This window comes from Sessilibacter sp. MAH3 (genome assembly GCF_054658275.1).
In genome coordinates this window covers 53,834-74,473 of record NZ_BAAGIE010000017.1, presented here as the reverse complement: position 1 = coordinate 74,473, position 20,640 = coordinate 53,834, and the positions used below count along the sequence as shown (strand labels likewise).

Annotated in this window: 17 protein-coding genes; 10 read left to right on the top strand and 7 right to left on the bottom strand. The window is 43.7% G+C overall.

Annotated features, from left to right (window positions below; all coding sequences use genetic code 11):
• The first annotated feature begins 232 nt into the window (after window positions 1-232).
• From ACYQ2C_RS11865 to ACYQ2C_RS11840, 6 genes are all read left to right on the top strand, one after another.
• Entirely contained in the window at window positions 233-2,419 is a 2,187-nt protein-coding gene (locus ACYQ2C_RS11865; protein WP_460102811.1) for a VWA domain-containing protein, read from the top strand.
• A 522-nt stretch (window positions 2,420-2,941) separates the two neighbouring features.
• Window positions 2,942-6,877, top strand: a complete 3,936-nt coding sequence (hrpA, locus tag ACYQ2C_RS11860) for an ATP-dependent RNA helicase HrpA (RefSeq protein WP_460115687.1) — start codon at window positions 2,942-2,944, stop codon at window positions 6,875-6,877.
• Between the two features lie 455 nt (window positions 6,878-7,332).
• Window positions 7,333-7,698, top strand: coding sequence for an HvfA family oxazolone/thioamide-modified RiPP metallophore (locus ACYQ2C_RS11855; RefSeq protein ID WP_460102807.1), 366 nt, complete (start codon window positions 7,333-7,335; stop codon window positions 7,696-7,698).
• Window positions 7,699-7,768: 70 nt separating this feature from the next.
• On the top strand, window positions 7,769-8,626 hold the full coding sequence (locus ACYQ2C_RS11850) for an HvfB family MNIO-type RiPP peptide maturase (RefSeq protein ID WP_460102805.1): 858 nt from the start codon (window positions 7,769-7,771) through the stop codon (window positions 8,624-8,626).
• 51 nt (window positions 8,627-8,677) lie between these two features.
• Window positions 8,678-9,436 carry an HvfC family RiPP maturation protein gene (locus tag ACYQ2C_RS11845; RefSeq protein ID WP_460102803.1) on the top strand — a complete coding sequence of 253 codons (759 nt, stop codon included), beginning with the start codon at window positions 8,678-8,680 and terminating at the stop codon, window positions 9,434-9,436.
• Between the two features lie 562 nt (window positions 9,437-9,998).
• The gene (locus ACYQ2C_RS11840; protein WP_460102801.1) at window positions 9,999-10,787 is read left to right on the top strand and encodes an MlaA family lipoprotein; all 789 of its coding nucleotides are present in this window, start codon (window positions 9,999-10,001) and stop codon (window positions 10,785-10,787) included.
• A gap of 268 nt (window positions 10,788-11,055) precedes the next feature.
• Here ACYQ2C_RS11840 and ACYQ2C_RS11835 read toward each other — a convergent pair whose 3' ends face one another.
• Complete coding sequence (locus ACYQ2C_RS11835; protein WP_460050863.1) at window positions 11,056-11,364, bottom strand: PilZ domain-containing protein; 309 nt, start codon at window positions 11,362-11,364, stop codon at window positions 11,056-11,058.
• Between the two features lie 293 nt (window positions 11,365-11,657).
• Between ACYQ2C_RS11835 and ACYQ2C_RS11830 the strand changes: the two genes are divergently transcribed.
• Both ACYQ2C_RS11830 and ACYQ2C_RS11825 read left to right on the top strand, forming a co-directional pair.
• Window positions 11,658-12,848: a PP2C family protein-serine/threonine phosphatase gene (locus ACYQ2C_RS11830; RefSeq protein WP_460050861.1), complete on the top strand. Its 1,191-nt coding sequence runs from the start codon at window positions 11,658-11,660 to the stop codon at window positions 12,846-12,848.
• A 2-nt stretch (window positions 12,849-12,850) separates the two neighbouring features.
• On the top strand, window positions 12,851-13,333 hold the full coding sequence (locus ACYQ2C_RS11825; RefSeq protein WP_460050859.1) for an STAS domain-containing protein: 483 nt from the start codon (window positions 12,851-12,853) through the stop codon (window positions 13,331-13,333).
• Window positions 13,334-13,415: 82 nt separating this feature from the next.
• Here the strand turns inward: ACYQ2C_RS11825 and ACYQ2C_RS11820 are convergent, their stop codons facing one another.
• The 3 genes from ACYQ2C_RS11820 to dusA all read right to left on the bottom strand — a co-directional run bounded on the left by ACYQ2C_RS11820 (window position 13,416) and on the right by dusA (window position 16,075).
• Window positions 13,416-13,871: a tellurite resistance TerB family protein gene (locus tag ACYQ2C_RS11820; RefSeq protein ID WP_460050857.1), complete on the bottom strand. Its 456-nt coding sequence runs from the start codon at window positions 13,869-13,871 to the stop codon at window positions 13,416-13,418.
• Window positions 13,872-13,970: 99 nt separating this feature from the next.
• On the bottom strand, window positions 13,971-14,942 hold the full coding sequence (gene tal, locus ACYQ2C_RS11815; RefSeq protein ID WP_460102846.1) for a transaldolase: 972 nt from the start codon (window positions 14,940-14,942) through the stop codon (window positions 13,971-13,973).
• A 107-nt stretch (window positions 14,943-15,049) separates the two neighbouring features.
• A complete protein-coding gene (gene dusA / locus ACYQ2C_RS11810) occupies window positions 15,050-16,075 on the bottom strand; it encodes a tRNA dihydrouridine(20/20a) synthase DusA (protein ID WP_460102797.1) in 1,026 nt (341 codons plus the stop codon).
• Window positions 16,076-16,133: 58 nt separating this feature from the next.
• On the opposite strand from dusA, the gene ACYQ2C_RS11805 reads away from it, so the two are divergent.
• Window positions 16,134-16,745, top strand: a complete 612-nt coding sequence (locus ACYQ2C_RS11805; protein WP_460102795.1) for a YigZ family protein — start codon at window positions 16,134-16,136, stop codon at window positions 16,743-16,745.
• Between the two features lie 32 nt (window positions 16,746-16,777).
• Here the strand turns inward: ACYQ2C_RS11805 and ACYQ2C_RS11800 are convergent, their stop codons facing one another.
• The gene (locus tag ACYQ2C_RS11800) at window positions 16,778-17,659 is read right to left on the bottom strand and encodes a general secretion pathway protein GspB (RefSeq protein ID WP_460102792.1); all 882 of its coding nucleotides are present in this window, start codon (window positions 17,657-17,659) and stop codon (window positions 16,778-16,780) included.
• Window position 17,660: 1 nt separating this feature from the next.
• Complete coding sequence (locus tag ACYQ2C_RS11795; protein WP_460102790.1) at window positions 17,661-19,361, bottom strand: ExeA family protein; 1,701 nt, start codon at window positions 19,359-19,361, stop codon at window positions 17,661-17,663.
• A gap of 237 nt (window positions 19,362-19,598) precedes the next feature.
• On the opposite strand from ACYQ2C_RS11795, the gene ACYQ2C_RS11790 reads away from it, so the two are divergent.
• Window positions 19,599-19,784 (top strand): hypothetical protein, encoded by a 186-nt coding sequence (locus ACYQ2C_RS11790; protein WP_460050847.1) that lies wholly within the window; start codon window positions 19,599-19,601, stop codon window positions 19,782-19,784.
• A 139-nt stretch (window positions 19,785-19,923) separates the two neighbouring features.
• On the opposite strand, the gene purN is transcribed toward ACYQ2C_RS11790, so the two are convergent.
• A complete protein-coding gene (purN, locus tag ACYQ2C_RS11785) occupies window positions 19,924-20,631 on the bottom strand; it encodes a phosphoribosylglycinamide formyltransferase (protein ID WP_460102787.1) in 708 nt (235 codons plus the stop codon).
• Window positions 20,632-20,640: the final 9 nt, after the last annotated feature.

The following is a 20,640-nucleotide window of genomic DNA, read 5'->3' as shown; positions in this document are numbered from 1 at the left end:
TTGTGGTGTTTTTTTGTGAAGCTAATTTCAAATAGTCATTAGTTTCGAGTAACGATTAATTTCCAGTAGCCACAGAGTCTTTCTAAATAACTAGCATATCATTATGTAAGACTTTTCTTATGAAGATCTAGCATTACCGTAATGGTCAATTAAGATTTTCCTGCACTGGTCGATAAATCTCCTAAACTTTTTTAAAAGCCCTTATTAAATTTTGCGCATTTTAGGATTTTTCGTGAGCAGCAGCCACATAAACTCAAATATTCTTCGGCATTGGTTAGCAGCGGCATGGCTGTGCTTGTCGATAGCAGTGTTATTAACTACTAATATTGCTTCGGCACAGCAGCCGGCGGATGTTCGGTTGGTTGTTGATATTTCCGGCAGTATGAAACTTAACGATCCACAAAATCTTCGCCAACCGGCAGTTGATCTGCTCGTTAAGTTACTTCCAGAAAACAGCAAGGCTGGTGTTTGGACCTTTGGTCAGTATGTAAACATGCTTGTACCGCATAAACCAGTGGATGAAAATTGGGCGAAACAAGCGCAGACACTTGCCAAGCAAATCAACTCTGTTGGTCTTTATACCAACATCGGCGAAGCATTGGATAAAGCCGCCTATGCCGCAGAAGCTGGCGGAGACTATCAAACCAGCATCATTTTATTAACCGATGGCATGGTTGATATCGATAAAAATCCAGCAATCAACGAGAAAGAGTGGCGCAGAATTGTTGATGAGGTAATCCCAACGTTGGCCGCTGCCGGAATTCATGTGCACACCATTGCTCTTTCGGATAATGCAGATAATACACTTCTAAGCAAAATAGCGCTGAATACTGGTGGTCGAGCCGCGGTCGCGAAAACCGCAGATGAGTTGCTGAAAGCATTTTTGAACGCCTTTGATCAAGCGGTTCCCGCCGAACAGTTACCGATTGATGGCAATAGCTTTTTTGTCGATTCCAGTGTCGAGGAATTTACTGCGCTGATTTTTAAGCAAGACAAGCTGCAACCGAGCACGATTATTGGTCCTGACCAACATAAATACAGTGCGCAGTCGGCAACTTCGGAAGCCGATGTCAATTGGCATTCGACGTTAGACTATGACTTGATCACCATTCAACGACCTCTTGAGGGTGAGTGGATTGTTGATGCGAGCATTGCTCCAGACAGCCGTATTACGGTGGTAAGCGATTTAAATTTAATCGTCAAACCCTTACCTGCAAATATTTTTACCGGACAAAACCTTTCGGTTGAATTAATGCTACAGGAAGAAGGTTCAACAATCTCAGACGAAAATTTCTTACAGCTGCTCAATATTGGTGTTGAAATCACCAGCGAAAGCGACCGTTGGGTTGAGAGTTTGAGCAACGCCATTCCAAATGATGGTATCTATAGAACCACTTTAGAAAAATTTGCCACTGCTGGTGATTACACCGTAAAAATTCTGGTTGATGGCAAAACCTTTACTCGTCAATTTAAACATCGGGTAACAGTTCGCGATGCTTTTTCTATCACAGTCAAACAAAAATCCGAGCAATCAAACCTCTTCAAAATAATTGCGTCTCCTTTTTTGCAGACGTTGGATTTGGATAAAACCAACGTAATTGCTCGCATAAAAAGTCCTAGTCGACAAAGCAAAATAGCGCCATTGGTGCTGGCTAAAAATGATATTTGGCAGTTGGAATACGAAGCAAAAGAAGAAGGTACTTACGAGTTGTCACTGTCGATTGATGTTGTCGAAAAAGACGGTAGTCGCTCAACCTTTGAACCCAAAGCCATGTCATTTAGTTATCCCGATGGCAAGGTTGCCGAAGGGCCCATGGCTGAACCCAAAATCGAAGAACCTCCCGATACGCAAGAGGCCGAAGTGCCTCCTGAGCCAGAGCCTAGTGGTACACCTTGGTGGGTCTACGCGGCCATTGGTGGCGGCAACCTTTTGGTCTTTGCGTTGGCATTTATCGCTTATCGCATGATTTTCGGAAAAAAATCGGCCGATGGTGAAGAAGCTCCAAAAGAGAAAAAACCGAAGAAAGCCAAAGAGAAACCTGCAAAAGAAAAAGAGAAGAAAGAAGAGACGCCAAAAAATACCGCTAGTACCGACAGCGCAGCTTTAGCCATGGCCGATATTTCTGACGATAACGAAGAGGTGGATTTGGAAGCTCTGATTTCGGGCAGCGATGATGAAGACGAGTCCGACGCTCAAGGAATGGATATTTCAAGCGACGAAGGCTTGGCCGAAAGCGGTGAAACCTTTGATGAACTACCAGAGGCGCCTATGGACGACTTAGATGCTCTTCTGGCCGACGCGGAAGGCGACGAATCCGATGCCGACGAAGAGTTTACGTTGGATGACTTCTCTGGCGATGAAAGCCTCGGAGATTTAATTGGCGATGACGGTGACGAGGAGAAAGATAAGAAAGCCTAAAACGTTTCCAACATAAGGGTTCTGACTCAAAAATATCTAGAGGAAGCTCTGATTAACCTAGAGTTTCCAGCGGCAAAAGGATAGGTCGCCAATTTCAAGAACGGTAAGTCATTGAAATTGACAATAAATTGGAAATCGCATTGTCAATTTCTGTTCTCTGATTGAATCAGGGGTGAGTTAATTAGAGATGAGTTAATCAGAGGATCTTCTTGAAACAGTTACCAACGTTAACATGTTGAACCCAGCAAGGCTTAGAATGAATCGCAAATCGGTTTTACCGTTTTCATGCGGCCGTATTGACTGATTATTACCCTTTTCTGAGACAAGGTTTGCCTTGTTCGTCTTTTCTCAAACTAATACTCACCTATTTTCGTAGATCGAATACCACGAGATTTACGTTCCTTTCGGTATAATCACCTGTTAATAGATCATTCAACTCGTATTGGCTGACCGTTTCACGATTTAACGTTGACTCAATGGTTATCAATCGAGCAAAACCCAATATTGGTAGACAAATCATCGATGTCTGAACACGAAATACAAGAATTTACGCCTGACTTTGAACGCGTATTGAACAAAGATAAATATGGATTACAAAAGCTCTGGCACGAGGTTCAAACTCGTTCAGCCGAGCAAAAACCGGTCGACCGTTTGTTCGATAAATTGAAATCTGGGTATGAAGTATCTAGTACTGCGGTTGCGCTTAAGAAACAACTGTTGCCGAATATTGAGTTTCCCGAGCAATTACCGATTTCGGAGCGACGGGAAGAAATCGCCGAGGCCATCAGTAAGCACCAAGTGGTTATTTTGGCCGGTGAAACCGGTTCGGGTAAAACCACTCAGTTGCCGAAAATATGTTTGGCCTTAGGTCGAGGCATCAACGGTGTGATTGGTCATACACAACCGAGACGCTTGGCGGCAAGTACCGTGGCCAATCGCATTGCCGAAGAGCTCAATGTTGAACTTGGCCAAGGCGTGGGTTATCAGGTTCGATTTAACGACAACAGTACCGATCAAACCTACATTAAGTTAATGACCGACGGTATTTTACTGGCCGAAATTCAAAATGATCGTTACCTAAATCGTTACGATACGTTAATTATCGATGAAGCTCATGAACGCAGTTTAAATATCGATTTCTTGTTGGGTTACATAAAATCGATTTTGCCAAAACGCCCGGATCTAAAAGTTATTATCACGTCGGCGACCATTGATTTGGAGCGCTTTTCAAAGCATTTTAACGACGCGCCCATTATTGAAGTGTCCGGCAGAACCTATCCGGTCGATGTTCGTTATCGACCCATGATCGACGATGAAGACGATCAGTATCAAGCGATAGTCAGTGCCGTTGAAGAATTATTACACGAAGAAAAAAGCCAAGGTTCCAGCAGTCGAGGCGGTGACTTTTTAGTGTTTTTAAGCGGTGAACGAGAAATTCGCGAAGCTGCTTTGGCCCTGCGTAAAGCCGATATTCCCCATCTTGAAGTTTTACCCTTGTATGCGCGACTCAGTTTGACCGAACAAACCCGTGTGTTCAGTAATCATCGTGGCCGACGCATTGTCTTGGCCACCAACGTTGCAGAAACCTCTGTTACTGTGCCGGGGATTCGTTACGTGATTGATCCGGGTTACGCTCGTATCAGCCGCTACAGCTATCGAACCAAAATTCAACGTTTGCCGATTGAGGCAATTTCTCAAGCCAGTGCCAACCAACGCAAGGGCCGCTGTGGTCGTATCAGCGCGGGTATTTGCGTTCGTCTTTACGAAGAATCCGACTTTCTCGCTCGCCAAGAGTTTACCGATCCAGAGATTTTAAGAACCAACTTGGCATCGGTTATTTTGCAAATGTTGCAGCTGCGACTGGGTGATATTCGTCATTTTCCGTTTATTGATTCTCCTGATAGGCGCTTAATTAACGACGGATATAACTTACTGAGAGAATTAAAAGCCGTTGATGATAAAAATCGAGTAACCGAATTAGGTCGCAAAATTGCTTCATTACCTATTGATCCACGACTGGGGGCGGTGGTTTTAGAGGCGGAAAAACACCAAGCCTTAAAAGAAGTTTTGGTGATTGTTAGTGCGCTTGCCGTGCAAGATCCTCGTGAGCGGCCCGCCGATAAACAACAGGCCTCTGATGAAAAGCATCGCCGCTTTTGGCACGAAGAATCCGACTTTTTGGCCTATCTTTCACTGTGGGATTACGTAGAGCAGCAACGCCAAGAGCTGTCGCAAAATCAACTGCGTAAACTGCTCAAAAAAGAATTTATTTCTTATTTACGAATGCGTGAGTGGCGGGACATCCATCATCAATTGCGAGTGGCTTGTAAACCGTTAAAGCTCACAGAAAATGCCGCAGAAGCTGGTTACGACGTTATTCATCAGTCATTATTGGTGGGTTTGTTGGATTATGTCGGACAAAAAACCGAAAATAACGATTATCTTGGAACGCGTAATCGCAAGTTTTCTATTTTTCCCGGCCCTTCGCAATTTAAAAAACGTCCGCAGTGGCTGTGTGCGGGCGAATTGTTAGAAACCGCAAAGCTCTATGCGCATAATGTTGCTAAGGTTGATCCGCTGTGGATTTACAAAGCCGGTGAGCATTTAGTAAAACGCAATTATTTCGAGCCGCATTATAATCCCAGTCGCGGGCAAGTAATGGCGTATGAACGCGTTACCTTGATGGGTTTAACGCTGATCGAAAAGCAGCGCATTAATTATTCGAGCATTAACGCAAAAGAAGCTCGCGAAGTATTTATTCGTTCTGCACTTGTGGAAGGTCGTTACTTAGAAGCAAAAAGCTCGCGAAATAAAAAAGGTGTTAGCTCTGGGCCGGGTGAATTTTATCGCTACAATACTGCGTTAATTAAAGACGTTATCGATTTAGAAGCAAAATCTCGTCGAAAAGATATCTTAGTAGACGACCAAGTTATTTTTGATTTTTACGATCAGCGAATAGGCGATGAGGCGGTTAATCTAGCAGCTTTTGAGCATTGGCGAAAAAAAGCCGAACTCGAAAATCCAAAAATATTGTATTTAAGTCGTGAGCAGCTCATGCTGCACGCGGCAGATGATATTACCGAAGTGCAATTTCCAAGCTCTGTGACGTGGAATGGCGTCGAGTATAAAGTCAGCTATCATTTTGATCCTACCAGTGCCGATGATGGCGTCAGCGTACATATTCCCGTGGCCCTGTTGCATCAAATTCCAGAATTCTCTTGCCAATGGCTTGTGCCCGGAATTCTTAAAGAAAAATGCACAGCTTTAATTAAAGGCTTACCAAAACAGTGGCGAAAAAACTTTGTGCCCGTACCGTCATTTGCCGATCGAGCTGCTTTAAATTTAATTCCCGGAAATACGCCACTCACTGATGCTTTAAGTGAGCAATTATTTCGATTAACGCAGGTTCGCGTGCCAAAAGACGCATGGGAGTCTATCCAGCTAGATCACTACTACCAGATGAATTTTAAAGTGGTAGATGATCGTGGTAAGTTAATTGAGCAAAGCCGTGATCTTGAGCATTTAAAAGAAAAGTATCGTGAAAACGTCCAAAAAACTCTGCAAACTGCCGGTCAGTCGGTTGAGCAAACGGGTTTAACGCAATGGACGTTTGGTGATTTACCGCAAACTAAAAAATTAAAACGTTCGGGTGTAAATATTTCTGCATTCCCAGCGTTGGTCGATGACGGTGATTCTGTGTCACTGAAGATGCACGATAATCCCGTCGAAGCCGATTTATTAAGTTTGCGCGGTAGTGTTCGCTTGGTGATGCTCAAAGAGCATCAAATGGTTAAATATTTAAAGAAAGAATTATTGAAGGGCAGAGATATTGGTATTGTGGTTACTTCGCTAAAAAGCAGAGAAGCCGTAACCGACGATATAATTGCTGCGGCCATCCGTGAGATTATTTTTCCTGATGGCGTACTTCGCTCCCAAGAAGCGTTTGAAGAAAGTATCGAACAGCATCGCCATGGCATTATTCCTCGCGCTATTGAAATCGAAAAAATATTTTTTGATTTGCTTGGACAAATGGTCAGTATTAAAAACGCGTTAAAATCGAACAAAAACGCTTTAGCGTTAACTTGGGCGGCTAATGATATTAAAAATCAATTGGATGCTCTTATTTATCCGCAATTTCTATACGAAACCAAATTCGAACAATTCCAGCAATTTCCGCGTTATCTAAAAGCAATTGAGGTTCGTATTGAGAAGGTGGTGTTAAACGTTCAGAAGGATAAAAGTTTTATTGCCGAAATCGACGAGCACTGGCAGCGTTATAAAGATCTCTTAGCAAAAAAAGGCTCGATCTGGTGTAAGGGTAACGAGAGGGTAGAAAGCTACCGTTGGCAAATTGAAGAGCTAAGAGTTTCGTTATTTGCGCAAACTCTAAAAACGCCACAGCCTATTTCTTCAAAGCGACTCGATAAGCTGTGGCAGGAAATCGTGACCAATTTGTGATAACAGAGACATGTTTCTTTGACGGCTTAGTCGTATATTTTGTGATGTTAGGCGCTAATTTTGAACAGGTTGATTTTGATCACAGCCTACCGTTTGGTAAGCCAATATGATACGGCTTCAAATTTAAATGGTTAGATCAAAAAGTGCTCAATCATGTTTTGAAATTGTGATATTTTTTGTACGAACTTTTGTTTGTGGCGGGCTATCAAACACAACAAATCGACAAAGATATTTTAAATGCGATTTCAAATTGACTGGATGACTATTTTTTAATGACCGATCAAGTGTTTATTTAGGCCCATTCCAGTTACTATTTAACAAAAGTATTGCTAAATCATAACAACATCGTTTTTAACACTCATGCTCAGAAACTTCTGAATTTGAGCCGAGTCTACCGGGCGACAAGTTTTTTAAACAATAACAAGTGTAGTTTTTATAATCTAGGAGAAACACATATGGCGAAGTCTAAGTCTCTACCATTGGCGGCAGCAGTTGGCGCAGCTTTTCTTGCAACTGCATCTTTGGCTCCGTTGGCAAATGCTGCCGAGAACCCATTCACCGTTACTGAACTTTCTCAAGGCTACAACCTAGCTGGCGAAATGGAAGGTAAGTGCGGCGAAGGCAAATGCGGTGAAGGCAAGTGCGGCGGCGAGAAAGGCGAAGAAAAAGCTGACGGCGAAGGCAAATGCGGTGAAGGCAAGTGCGGCGGCGACAAAGCTGAGAAAGCTGACGGCGAAGGCAAATGCGGTGAAGGCAAATGCGGCGGCGACAAAGCTGAGAAAGGCGAAGGCAAATGTGGCGAAGGTAAGTGTGGCGGCTAATACCGAAAGGTATCCGTACATTATCTAATAGCATTTGTTAGCGGCTGGAGCCGTATTAAAGGAGAAAAGTATGAACAACAATTCACCTCTAAACGGCGCCGGTCTTGGTCTGCGACGGAGTCTTCTAGACTCTCTCGCAGATACCACAACTTCCGATATTCAATTTATGGAAGTTGCTCCCGAAAACTGGATCGGTTTGGGAGGACGTTTTGAAAAACGTTTCAGATCTTACACCGAACGATTCCCGTTCGTGTGTCATGGCTTATCGTTATCGATAGGTTCACCAGCTCCGCTGGATTTAGGTTTGTTGTCCGATATTAAAAAGTTTATGCAAAAGCATAATATCGAGACCTATACCGAGCATCTCAGTTTTTGCAGCGACGATTCCCATCTTTACGATCTAGTGCCCATTCCATTTACCGAAGAAGCCGTTAAGTACACAGCGCAAAGAATTCGCCATGTACAAGACTTTCTTGGTCGTAAAATCGCGATGGAGAATGTCTCTTATTATTGCGCGCCGCAACAAGAAATGCGCGAAATCGATTTTATCAACGCAGTCATTGAAGAAGCGGACTGTGATCTTTTGTTAGACGTAAACAACATTTACGTGAACAGCATTAACCACGGTTATGATGCCGAAGAGTTCTTGCGCGCTATGCCCGGTGACAGAACCTTATACATTCATGTTGCCGGTCACTATAACGAAGCCGAAGACTTAAAAGTGGATACCCACGGCGCACCGGTTATTGATCCTGTTTGGGATTTGCTGGCCAAGGCTTATGAAATCTTTGGTGTTAAACCAACGCTGTTAGAGCGTGACTTCAATATTCCTCCGGCGGCTGAGCTGTTAGCCGAGCTTGAAATCATTAAAAAACTTCAAGCAAACGCTCGCACAAAGAGAACAACCTCGGCGCAAGTGCACGTTTAATAACCGTATTGATCAGATCAGTTATAAGTTAGATTCTTTGAGCAGCCAGCGATGTATTCATTTCAGGAAACACAATACCAATTAGCCAGTCATCTTCGTGATCCTGACCATGTCGCTCCTCCTCAAGGAGTAGATGACCGCCGCTTGCAGGTTTATCGAGACCTTATCTACAAAAATATTGAAGGCTTTATCAGTGGTGGATTTCCAATTTTACGATCCATTTTTGACGATGAAGCTTGGCATGCAATGGTTCGGGATTTTATTCAGACCCACCAAAGTCATACGCCGTATTTTTTAGAAATCAGCCAAGAATTCTTAAAATATCTTCAGGAAGATCGTGTTTTTCAAGAAAACGATCCTCCGTTTATGTTGGAATTAGCTCATTACGAATGGGTGGAATTGGCGTTGGATATTTCGACGGAAGAATTTCCAACCGAGCAATTAAGCGGTGATTTATTAAACGATAAGCTCGTTGTTAGCCCCTTAGTTTGGTGCTTGTCATACCAATATCCGGTGCATCGTATTGGCGAACATTTTCAACCAACAGAAACTCCTGAACAACCAACGTTCTTATTGGTGTATCGCAATCGTGATGACCGAGTAAAGTTCATGGAGTCCAATGCGGTGACCAATCGATTGGTTCAGCTTCTGCAAAGTGAGGAAATGTTGACTGGAAGAGCCGTTCTAGAAACCATTGCTCAAGAACTTCAAGCTCCCGATGTTGAAGCAATTATCAACATGGGTACGCCGTTATTGCATCAGTTACACCAAGCGGGTGTCATTTGTGGCGCTAAATCATTAGCGAATTAAAGGATTGTATTTCTGATTGCTTTTTTGGGTTAAAAAATATCTCTAAAGAATTCCTCGAAGATCTAACCAGAGATTAGATCTTCCCGCGCCATAGCCTCACTCTAAGTTCACTTAAATTTCTTATCCCTTCGATTGTTACGCATTGCTCCAAAATTGAGCTTTTGAAAGAAGCCACCGATTCTGTGGATTAATCGTCAAATTAATTCTTCCTCTTCGTCTTACAATTCTATTTTTCAATTCGCAGAAAGTGTTTTATTAATAATAAGACTTATAGATGTGAGTGTTGGTTGTTCGTCGCATTTCTCTGATTTTGCGTATGGTTATGGGAAGATGCAATTAATCCACAGCTTCCTGTGACGCAAGGTTGTGTCGCTAATCGCAAGAGCGCTAAGTGATTGAAATTGTGAAGAAATTAGAAATCGCATTGTCAATTTCTGTCTTCCGATTAAATTATGGGTGCGTTAATCAGAGGCCCCTATAGTGTTGTAACGTTTATTTCGCTGTTAGACTATGGAATAACTTACGTGGCAAATTCTCAAAAATAATTATTTTTGGACGTTTTATGAATGTGAAACCTTTAGTGTTTGGTATTTTTTTGGGCCTAACCTCAACTCTCGCTTCTGCACAGGTCAGTTTAAATTCCGAACAGGAATCGACAGATACTACTTTTAATGCTTCCTTCGCCGTTGATGAACCCTACGATCCATTCGAAGGTTTCAACAGGGTAATGTTTGGATTTAACCATCATTTAGACCGATTTATCTTGAAGCCCGTTGCCAAAGGCTATCGAGCGGTAACACCTAATCGCGTCGAAAATGGTGTGACGAACGTGTTCAGTAATTTGACTGAAGTTCGTAATCTCGTTAACAATATCTTTCAGTGGAAATGGAAAAAAGCCGGTAACAGCACCGGTCGATTTTTAGTTAATTCCACCGTAGGCATTGTTGGTATTTTCGACGTGGCTAAAAACATCGGCTTGCCTAAATTAGAAGGTGAGGATTTTGGTCAAACCATGGCCGCTTGGGGCGTGGGTCAAGGTCCTTACTTGGTGTTACCACTTTTGGGGCCGTCGACCGTTCGTGATTCTGTCGGTACGATTGCAGATTTTTACGTTGATCCTGTTGTTTATATTGAAGACGATGATGCCGCACTCGCGGCAGGAATCTTGCGCACAGTAAACACGCGCGCGCAGCTTTTATCAGCCGAAGAGCTAGTTTCCGGTGATCGCTATGCGTTCTTCAGAAACGCTTATTTACAACGTCGAGAATATTTAATTAATGACGGCAAAGTTGAGGACGAGTTTGGATCTGAGGCTGAAGATTTGGAAGATTTTGAATTCCAAGACGAGTAGTTCACTGCCCATACTCAATGTCTAAGAGTTTTTTACGTTAAAACCTCGAAAGAACGCAGTGTTTTGTCGGTTGATTACAAGCAGTCAATACTGGCTGCTTGGTTCTGTTTGATCGCAATAGGAACCTCTGATTAACGCATCTCTGATTTAATCAGAGGACCGAAATTGACAATGCAATTTCTAGTTTCTTGACAATTTCAATCGCCTACAGCGCTTAATGTTGGCGACACATCCTTGTTGCGCTGGAGCCCGAGTTTATTCGGGTTTCCTATAAAATCTTGTCTATCACCACGCCAGTGAGAAACGTTTCCGATTCCTCATCGTTTTCAAGACGTGCTACTGTACACAGTGCATCCAAACTTGGGCCATTTTCTTGAGCGGAAGATACCTTCACAACAAACTGATCTCCTATGTCGTATTGGGTGGATAACTCAAGCAGCATGCCGTTACCGCTCAGATTTTTGCAAATCCCCGTTTCATGGTGATCATCTTTGGTAACGGAAATTCTGGCTGGTGTGTTTACCTCCATTCTTATGAAGTTTCGTTTCTCACGATGTGCCGCGATAGAAGAGTTCATTATGTCTCCTGGCTTGTTTTTAGTTTTATACAGCCAGTTTAGTCTATGTACTTGAGTTTGCTGATATTGTTTATGTTGCGACACTTTAGTTTTCAGACGTTTCAGCAATAATTAGTCAATCCAGTGAATTGATATTTTTGAATTGTGTCTAAATTTAATAAGTAAGTGATTTCTGGTTTCATATTTAGAATTGTTTGAAAAATGACGTTAATGAACCCTGTTTTCCACTTCTAATAATTGTTTAAAATAGAGGCCTCAATGTTTATAACTTGGAGCCACTGGGTTGGTGCAATATGGTCATTGGCAAACGAAAGTTGTTGCTAATCGATGATGACCGGCTTGTGCGACAGAGCATGAGCGCTTATCTGGAAGATAGTGGCTTTGAAGTCATCGAATACGATGATGGCAAGGCGGCGTTGGAGAATTTGCAAGATCATCAACCTGACCTTGTGTTGTCCGATATTCGTCTTAGTGGCGCTGAAGATTTTAATATCTTAGAGCGCGTCCGTGAAATTGATCCTGAAATGGGCGTTATTATTATTTCAGGTTCGGGAATTCTCATCGATGCGGTTGAGGCGTTGCGAGCAGGCGCTAGCGATTTTTTAACTAAGCCAATCGCAGATATGGAAGTTTTGGTGCACTCCATTGATAAAATATTGGAACGCCAAGATCTATTGATTGAAAACCGCCGCTATCGCAAACGTTTAGAGCAGGCCAATCAAGAACTCGAAAACAACCTGCGAACACTTGAAAAAGACCAACGTGCCGGTCGTATTGTTCAGCAGCGATTGCTGCCGGTAAGACCTTTCATTCGTAATGGTTATGTTGCCAACTACAAAGTTTTTCCTTCGCTTTATCTGAGCGGCGACTTTTTAGATTATGCCTATTTTGGTGATCGGTATTTAGCATTTTATTTAACCGACGTGGCAGGGCACGGTGCATCGTCTGCATTCGTGACAATTTGGTTGAAGTATCAGGTTATGCGTTCTGTGCGTGAGAATAGTTTTTTCACCAGTCCAGAGTCTTTTGAAGAAGGCTGTAATTGGTTATTGAAAGAAATCAATGCTAGTCTCAAACATGGTAGGTTCGAAAGTCATTTAACGTGTTTCATCGGTGTTATTGATACTTATGAAAATCAACTCCGTTACTCAATTGGTGGTCATTTGCCTCTACCAATGATTGTAACTCGCAAAGGTGCCCGGTATTTAGAGGGTAAAGGAAAGCCTCTGGGTATTTTTACCAATCCCAACTGGGAGGTCTATTCAGCAGAGTTTCCTGACCATTCCAGCTTAGTGATGCTTACCGATGGTATTTTAGAGACGATTCAGGGTGATTCGTTGATCGAAAAAGAGCAAAAATTACTATCTTTGGTATCTGGTAGCCGTGGTAATATCGATTCTGTTGTTAGCGCATTGAGGCTTAATAAAGGTGATTATGTGCCTGATGACATTTCAATCTTAACCATTTCTAGAGGTGTGCATTAACCATGCAATCCGGAAAGATATTTGTCGCCGATGTTGATGGCGCTAATGTCATAAAAATGGTTGGTGATGTTCGTTTAACTTTGTGTATTTCATTTGATCAGTTTATTGATCAAATGTATGCAAAGACTAACTTTCATTCCGTTATTTTTGATTTGCGAGAAACCGAAGCCATTGATAGCACTACGCTTGGTTTAATGGCAAAAATCTCGATTTTATTTCAAGAGCGCTTTCACCAACTGCCGCTGGTAATCTCCCCTAATTCTGGTATCAACCGTTTGCTCGAAAGTATGGGTTTTGAAGATATTTTTGAGATAATTTCGAACATAGACTTGCCTGTTGGATCTCAAGTTCAGTTGCGAGAAGACTGTAAAAACGAAGCCGTGGCTAAGCAAAAAGTAATTGAAGCACACAAAATTTTGATGGGTTTAAACGAGGTTAACCGGCAAGAATTTAACGACTTGGTGAAATCGTTAGAGCAGAAGTAGTTTTTAACCGCGCTTTTTGTAAGTAATTAATAGTTGTAAGTAATTAATAGTTGTAAGTAATTAATAGTTGTAAACACACGCTTCAGTTGAATCTCTTTTCTCTCGCAATTTGTTTTGCTCGAATAAAATCGTTATGAGCCAAATAAATGAGTTCAGCAACCCTGCGAATAATATATTCTTCGTACTTATCAATCTCGCCATCGGCAAACGCTACCTCCCACATATTAATAATCAACTCGAATTTTTGATCATTGGAAAAGTTTTCGTTAACGAGAGAAGTGAATTCATATAACGAAGACGCACTCGCTTGTTCTTGTCGAGCAAGTTGCTGTAACTCTTCAACTTCGGTAGATGACAGGTCAAATTGCGTTTCAAGAATGTTCATCATGGTTTGATGTTCTACGTCACTGAAGTTGCTATCAATATTGGCAACTTCAACTAATAGTGCTGCTGCAGCTAAGCGCGATTGATGCTCACGAGTAGATTCCGAGTTGGTTTCTGGTTCGAACGCAAAAATATTCTTTAGTAAATCAAACATAAGTAACCGTTAGTGCGCGACCAATCAGTGGTTGATCACATTTTTCAATTTTTGCCCTCTGATTAAATCATGAATGAGCTAATCAGAGGTTCCTAAAAATTACATGCCGGGCTTAGACGCTTTTTCTGTCAGTAGAGTTTCAAGTTTTTCTTGGTCGGCAATGAAATTACGAATTCCTTCGGCCAGTTTCTCTGTGGCCATGACGTCGTCGTTTAATTGCAAACGGAATTCTGCTTCTGAGAGACTCATTTTCTTGAGGTTACTCTTAGCCGAAGATGCACTCAATTTTGTAACAAGCGCGCCAGTATCAGCTTCAAGCTCTGCAAGCAATTGCGGGCTAATGGTTAGTCGATCACAACCAGCCAGCTCTTCGATTTCACTGATATTTCTGAAGCTTGCACCCATTACTACAGTCTTGTAGCCATGAGTTTTGTAGTAGTCGTAGATTTTGCTCACCGATTGAACACCGGGATCATTTGCACCTGAGAAATCTTGATTGGGCTGTTTGGCTTTGTGCCAATCTAAAATTCGGCCCACAAATGGCGAGATTAAAAATACACCGGCTTCGGCGCAGGCAACTGCCTGTGAGAAGCTGAACAATAAGGTTAGGTTACAGTTGATGTTCTCTTTTTCGAGAATTTCTGCGGCGCGAATACCTTCCCAAGTAGCGGCAATCTTAATAAGCACTCGGCTCTTATCGATTCCTGCTTCTTCGTAAAGGGCAATAATTTGGCGGGCTTTGGCAAGGGTTTTACTGGTATCAAAAGACAGGCGCGCGTCCACTTCTGTGGAGATTCGACCCGGAATAATCTTTAAAATTTCGCAACCAATGGCAACGCCAAGCTTAGTAGCGGCCAGATTCGCGGTTTCTTCGGCGTATTCGCTCTGCTCATTTGCCCACTGAATTGACTCTTCCAGTAGTGATTGGTATTGCGGCAATTGTGCGGCTTTGAGTAACAACGATGGATTGGTCGTTGCGTCTAAGGGTTTGTATTTTGCAATGGCTTCAATATCACCCGTATCAGCGACCACATCTGTAACTGATTTTAAAGTGTCTAGTTTATTCATAATCTCTTCGTTCCCAATCGCTTTGGGTAAGTTCCTTATTGGTTACCGCTGTTGTGGCATCTGTTTGCGCAAATACAGCGGTTTTGACTAATAAATTGTTAAATAAGAGTTTACTTTGCGCTGCGAGCTTGTTGTTGCTCGTGCTGGCCTAGTAGACCAAAAGCTTGCCATAGCGTTTCTACACTGGCGCCAGGTTTATGGACGTTTTCGCTGATATAACGTCTGAATTGGCGTGCTCCGGGCAAACCGTTAAAGAGTCCTAAAACATGCTTGCTAAGATGATGTATTTTTGTGCCTTGTTCAACTTCCTCGCGGCAATAATCTAAGTAACAGGCGAATACTTCTTCGCGGGTTAAATGCCGTTTTGGCGATTGATAGAGTTTTTCGTCGACTTCGCGCAACAAGAAGGGATTTGAATAGGCTTCTCGTCCAACCATTACGCCGTCAACGTGCTTGAGTGATTCTTGGCAGTCTTCAAGAGAGCACAAGCCACCGTTAAGAATGATTTCAAGCTGCGGAAATAACTGCTTTAGCTCGTAAACGGCTGGGTAATTTAGCGGCGGAACTTCGCGATTCTCTTTAGGGCTAAGGCCTTGTAACCAAGCTTTGCGAGCGTGCACGATGAAGGTTTCGCAGCCACTATCGGCGACAGTCTCGACAAACTTAGCCATATGTTCAAACTGGTCGAGTTCATCAACGCCAATGCGATGTTTTACCGTCACCGGAATATCGCAGGCTGCTTTCATGGCAGCGACACATTCGGCAACCAGTGCCGAATCGCGCATTAATATGGCGCCAATTTGATTGTTTTGTACTCGATCGCTGGGGCAGCCGCAATTAAGGTTTACTTCATCGTAACCCCATTGTTCGGCGATTTTAGCGCATTCGGCGAGTTCTTGCGGATTACTGCCACCGAGCTGTAGAGCAATAGGATGCTCTTTTCGGTGAAAATCTAAAAAGCGTGGACGATTGCCATGCAAAATGGCACCGCTGACCACCATTTCAGTGTAGACCCAAGCATTCTTGCTGATGAGACGCCACAGGTATCGGCAATGTCGGTCCGAATACTCCATCATGGGCGCTAAGCAGAATTTTCGCTCGGGTAGTGTTTTTAGGGGCGTTACGTTTTTGGTCACTAATGCTGAATCTATATTGAAAATGGATTAACCTCTCGATTTTTAGCATCGAAAGTTCATGACGTCCTATTGTATACCATCTACCGAGCATTCGGCTGAGATTGAGATAAAGCGCAGCCGATTTATTGCCTATGTTGGTCGAGCCGAAGACCGAATCTCAGCGGAGAGCTTCATAAAAGCGGTTCGTGAGCAGCATCCACAGGCGCGGCATGTGTGTTGGGCATACGTTGCAGGAGCGCCCAACACCACGATTCGTTCTATGAGTGACGATGGCGAGCCCAGCGGAACCGCAGGACGGCCAATGTTGGCGATGTTAGAGCACAGTGGTTTGGGCGAGGTTGTCGTTGCCGTTGTTCGTTATTTTGGCGGCATTAAATTGGGTACCGGTGGTCTGCAAAGAGCCTACAGCGATTCGGTAGCAGCAGGGCTTTCGGATTTACCCACCAAACAAGTAGAGCCGCAAGATCGGTTAAAGCTGCTGTGTAACTTTTCGGAAGAAGCCCTGGTGCGCAGAGTTTCTGACCAGTTTGCTGTCGTTATTCAAGAGGTTTCTTACACAAATCGAGTTCAAATTGATTGCCTTGTAAACACTCGCCAGCGCAATGAGTTTGAAGCTCAGCTGATAAGTCTTTCTGGTGGGCAAGTCAGTGTCGAATCCTTCGAAGATTAAGTGAATCAGTGCTGGTGTCTTCTGAATACTGCTCAGCGGCCAAAACCATTCCAATTGGTCATTGCCGGTAGCTTAAACAGGTATCCGTTCTGATTCATGATAATAAAATCCTGCGACACCTTTTCGAGATACAGCTCACCTTGCAGTTGTCTGCCCGGTACCAGCTTAACGTTGTTGATAATTACAAACCCTTTCGATGCATCACTTGAATACACATGGGCAATGTAATTGATGGGTGGAATCTCGCTTTGCACGGCATCGGGTAGATCGTAGATCAGTGGGATAAGCTCTTTGGGCGCTTCTTCTATAGCTGCGACTGCTGCTTTTGCCGGTGCGGTTTGTTTATTGGTTTGTGATTGAGGCTTTGTCAAATCAACGGAGGTTACCTTCGGTTGAGTCAGTTCTTGAAAACTGCTTTGGGGTGACTCAGTAATTGCTATGGACTGTTGATTTTCGTTTGATTGTTGATTTGCGCTCGCTTGGTAGAGACGGTCAATGGCCGATTGCGAACGGCTGGGTTCGGTTTTTAAAACGGTTGTTTGTTGAGCGGTGTTATCTTGCGTGTTCTGCGTAGCAGTTTGGTTTGGAACTTCCTGAACTTTGCTTTCAGCCACCCTAGGTGGCGGATTTTGGTTGCTTGTTGGTGTGACCAAGGTATTGGTCGGAGCCGAAGATGCAAGGTTTGTCGTGTTTGTTGGCGATGCAGGAGCCACTAGAGGAGCGGGTTTTCGAAATATAATGATTCCCAGTAATACGACTAACAGAATCGTTAGTACCATCACAAACCACCAAGCGATGTGAATTTTTTTTCGACGAATTATAAAGTCGCCGTCATGCACGGCGGAGATAGTCGGCGTTGCTTGTTGTTGGCGTTCTTGTTCTGATTTTTGCAAAGCTTCCAAAATATACGACATATCAATTACGCCCTTGTAAATTCGAGTCTAGAGAGAAGTCGTTATTGAGGTAGTCGTTCATCTTGAGTACGGTTCTTAGCCCCACAATACCGTCGGGCTCTAAGTTGTTATCGCCTTGGAACACCGCCACGCGGGTTTCTAAAGGTTTGGTGAAAGTATAGTCAGTAAGCGCTTCGGCTCGTTGATCAATTACCGCAAAGCTCTGGGCAATCCAATTAACGTAATTCGATTTGTCGCCAAGTTTAGCCAGTGCTTCAAAACCTTGAGGTGGTTGCCACAGGAGCGTAAATTTTCCGGTCCAATATTGGCCAAGTTCAAAAGGGCTCAAAGGATAACGTTGAGCATTGCTGACTACGATGAGTTGGTTGTCACTAAATTCGGCGACTGCTAGATAGTATGACGTATGTTCAATTAACAGCTCCAATACCGAAGGCCGATTGTAACTTTTAAACTCCAACCAACTGGTCGCATTTTCATCGCGACATTGCACGCCGTAGTTCCCAAGTCGGTCACAGACGGGATTAAGATCACCGGCAAATACATTGAGATTTCTTTGCAGCTCATTCAATGCTTGAGCCTTATTGAGATAACCGAGCGTTTTGATATCTGGAAGTATTTGAGCTGGCGGTGCAGGGCGGCTATCCGGCTCAGTAGACGTAGACGCAGTTTGAGTATCCTGCTGGGATGTACTTGTTGGAATTGCACTGGCTTCAGCATTGATTGCGGGCGTTCGCTGAATTTCGCCGGTGTTGGTATCTTCGGTCAATGGGTTGGGCTCTAGGTGCAGATATTGATACCCCAGCCAAAAAGTTAACACCAATACCGTAAGCGAAAGAACAGAGGCTGTGGCAATGGCCAAACGTGAGTTATTCAGGGCCGAGCCACTTTTCTTACCGGTCGCTTCTTCTACTGCCGACTGCGCAATCTCTTTATCAACCTGATTAAGCCCGTGGGTGTAAGTACCTAAAAGCGCCCGGTCACAGGTTACGTTAATTAACCGTGGAATACCTTGGCAGGCTTGGAAGATTATCTTCACCGCGGTTGGTGTAAAAATGGATCGGTTTGCTGGTAGTCCGGCAATCATCATACGGTGGCGAATATAAGCTTTGGTTTCTGCCAAGGTTAGTGGATCTATGTGAAAGCGAGCCGTAATTCTTTGGGCAAGTTGCCTTAATTCAGGTTTGGCGAGAATCTCGTTCAGTTCTGGCTGGCCGATAAAAATAATCTGCAAGAGCTTTTTTTCGTCGGTTTCGAGGTTGGTCAGTAATCGAATCTGCTCCATAACTTGATAACCAAGGTGCTGAGCTTCATCGATGATCAAAACGGTATTTCGGCCTTGGCTGTGGTTTTTCAGTAAAAACGCGTGCAGCTGGTCTGAGAGGTCTTTCAAACTGCTGGTATCTTTAACGCCATCGACTTTGAGTTCGTCGCAGATACTGGCTAAAAGCTCAGTAGAGTTGAGATAAGGATTGAGAATATAAGCAACGTCAGTATTCTTCGGTAATTGACGCAGAAGACAACGGCTGATGGTGGTCTTACCGGTGCCAACTTCTCCCGTAAGCAGCACAAACCCGCCACCATGGCTTACGCCGTAGATAAGATGCGCCAGCGCTTCTTTATGGCGTCGGCTCATAAAGAGATAGCGTGGATTAGGCGCAATCGAAAAAGGCGCTTCTTTTAAGCCAAAGTGCTGATGATACATAGGTTAGTGTTGTGCGTACCGGTTTGTTCATAAGGCGGCAATGATAAACCAAGCGTCGCAAATACGATATGTATCTTCGGGCGCAGGTCTGCTGAAAGCCGTGGCTGTGTGAGCTGTGATTTCATCACAAGTTCAAGTCTACCGAGTTAACGTTTTTGCAATTACCTTTGGTATTCGTAGCGCAGCTTTCTTAAAATTAAATGATTGAGATATTACCCAAGCCTTAGGAGCACATTTGTGGGCGAGGTTCTTCCGTTTAAACGACCCAAGGCGTCTGAAAAGCACAAGGGTAAAACCCTCTGTCGCAGCGGTTTTCATCGTTGGAAAATAGTCACCGAGAAAAAATTTGATGTTAAGCAAGGTCGGTTGGTGACGGTGTCGCGTTGCGAGCGTTGTGGTGCAGAAAAGGTCGAACGCTTGTAAGTGCATTGCCTTTAGGAGGGTTGATAAGGTGTGTGGATGTAAGCCCAACAAATTTGGCATTTGCCTGTTTTGAGGTGAGCGGCATTCCTATCGCTTTGAAAAACACCTCCTAGGTAACCCTGCGTTTGTCTAAACAGGGTTAAGCCTTAACCAGCACATCAATTAAGCGATTCGTTTCTTCATTGTCTTGCCATTGGAATCCTTGTGGTGGCAAAGGCTCTCCACAAAGTACTGCGTTGTTGGCTGCCATTGTGAGTTTATTCAGCGCAAACCATTTCACCGTAAGTGGCAAAATCTTGTGCTCTACGGTTAGTACCTTAGCGGCCAGCGAATCGCTGGTTTCATTGTCATCGATGGCAACTTTGGCCTGAATAATAATCGGGCCGCCGTCGAGTTCAGCGGTAACGAAATGAACGCTGGCGCCGCCGTGGCTATCGTTAGCATCAATAGCTCGCTGATGAGTGTGCAAACCTTGATATTTAGGCAATAAAGATGGATGAATGTTGATCATTCTGCCGACAAAGTGCTGCGTAAAACTTTCGGTTAAAATTCTCATGAAGCCTGCGAGCACCACGAGACCCGGCGAGAAGCTTTCAATTTCTGTTAACAGTTTTTGATCAAACGCTTCTCGTGAATCAAAGTCTTTGTGGCTAATCACCCGCGTAGCGATGGATGCCTGCTCGGCTCTTTCAAGGCCTTTTACACCCGCTTTATTACTGATAACAGCCATGATTTCGATGGGCAGAGAACCATTTTTTTGGCCATCAATTAATGCTTGTAGATTGCTGCCACTGCCAGAGATTAAAACAACGACACGAAGCGGTGAAATGGTCTGTGTATCAGTCATGGGCAAATT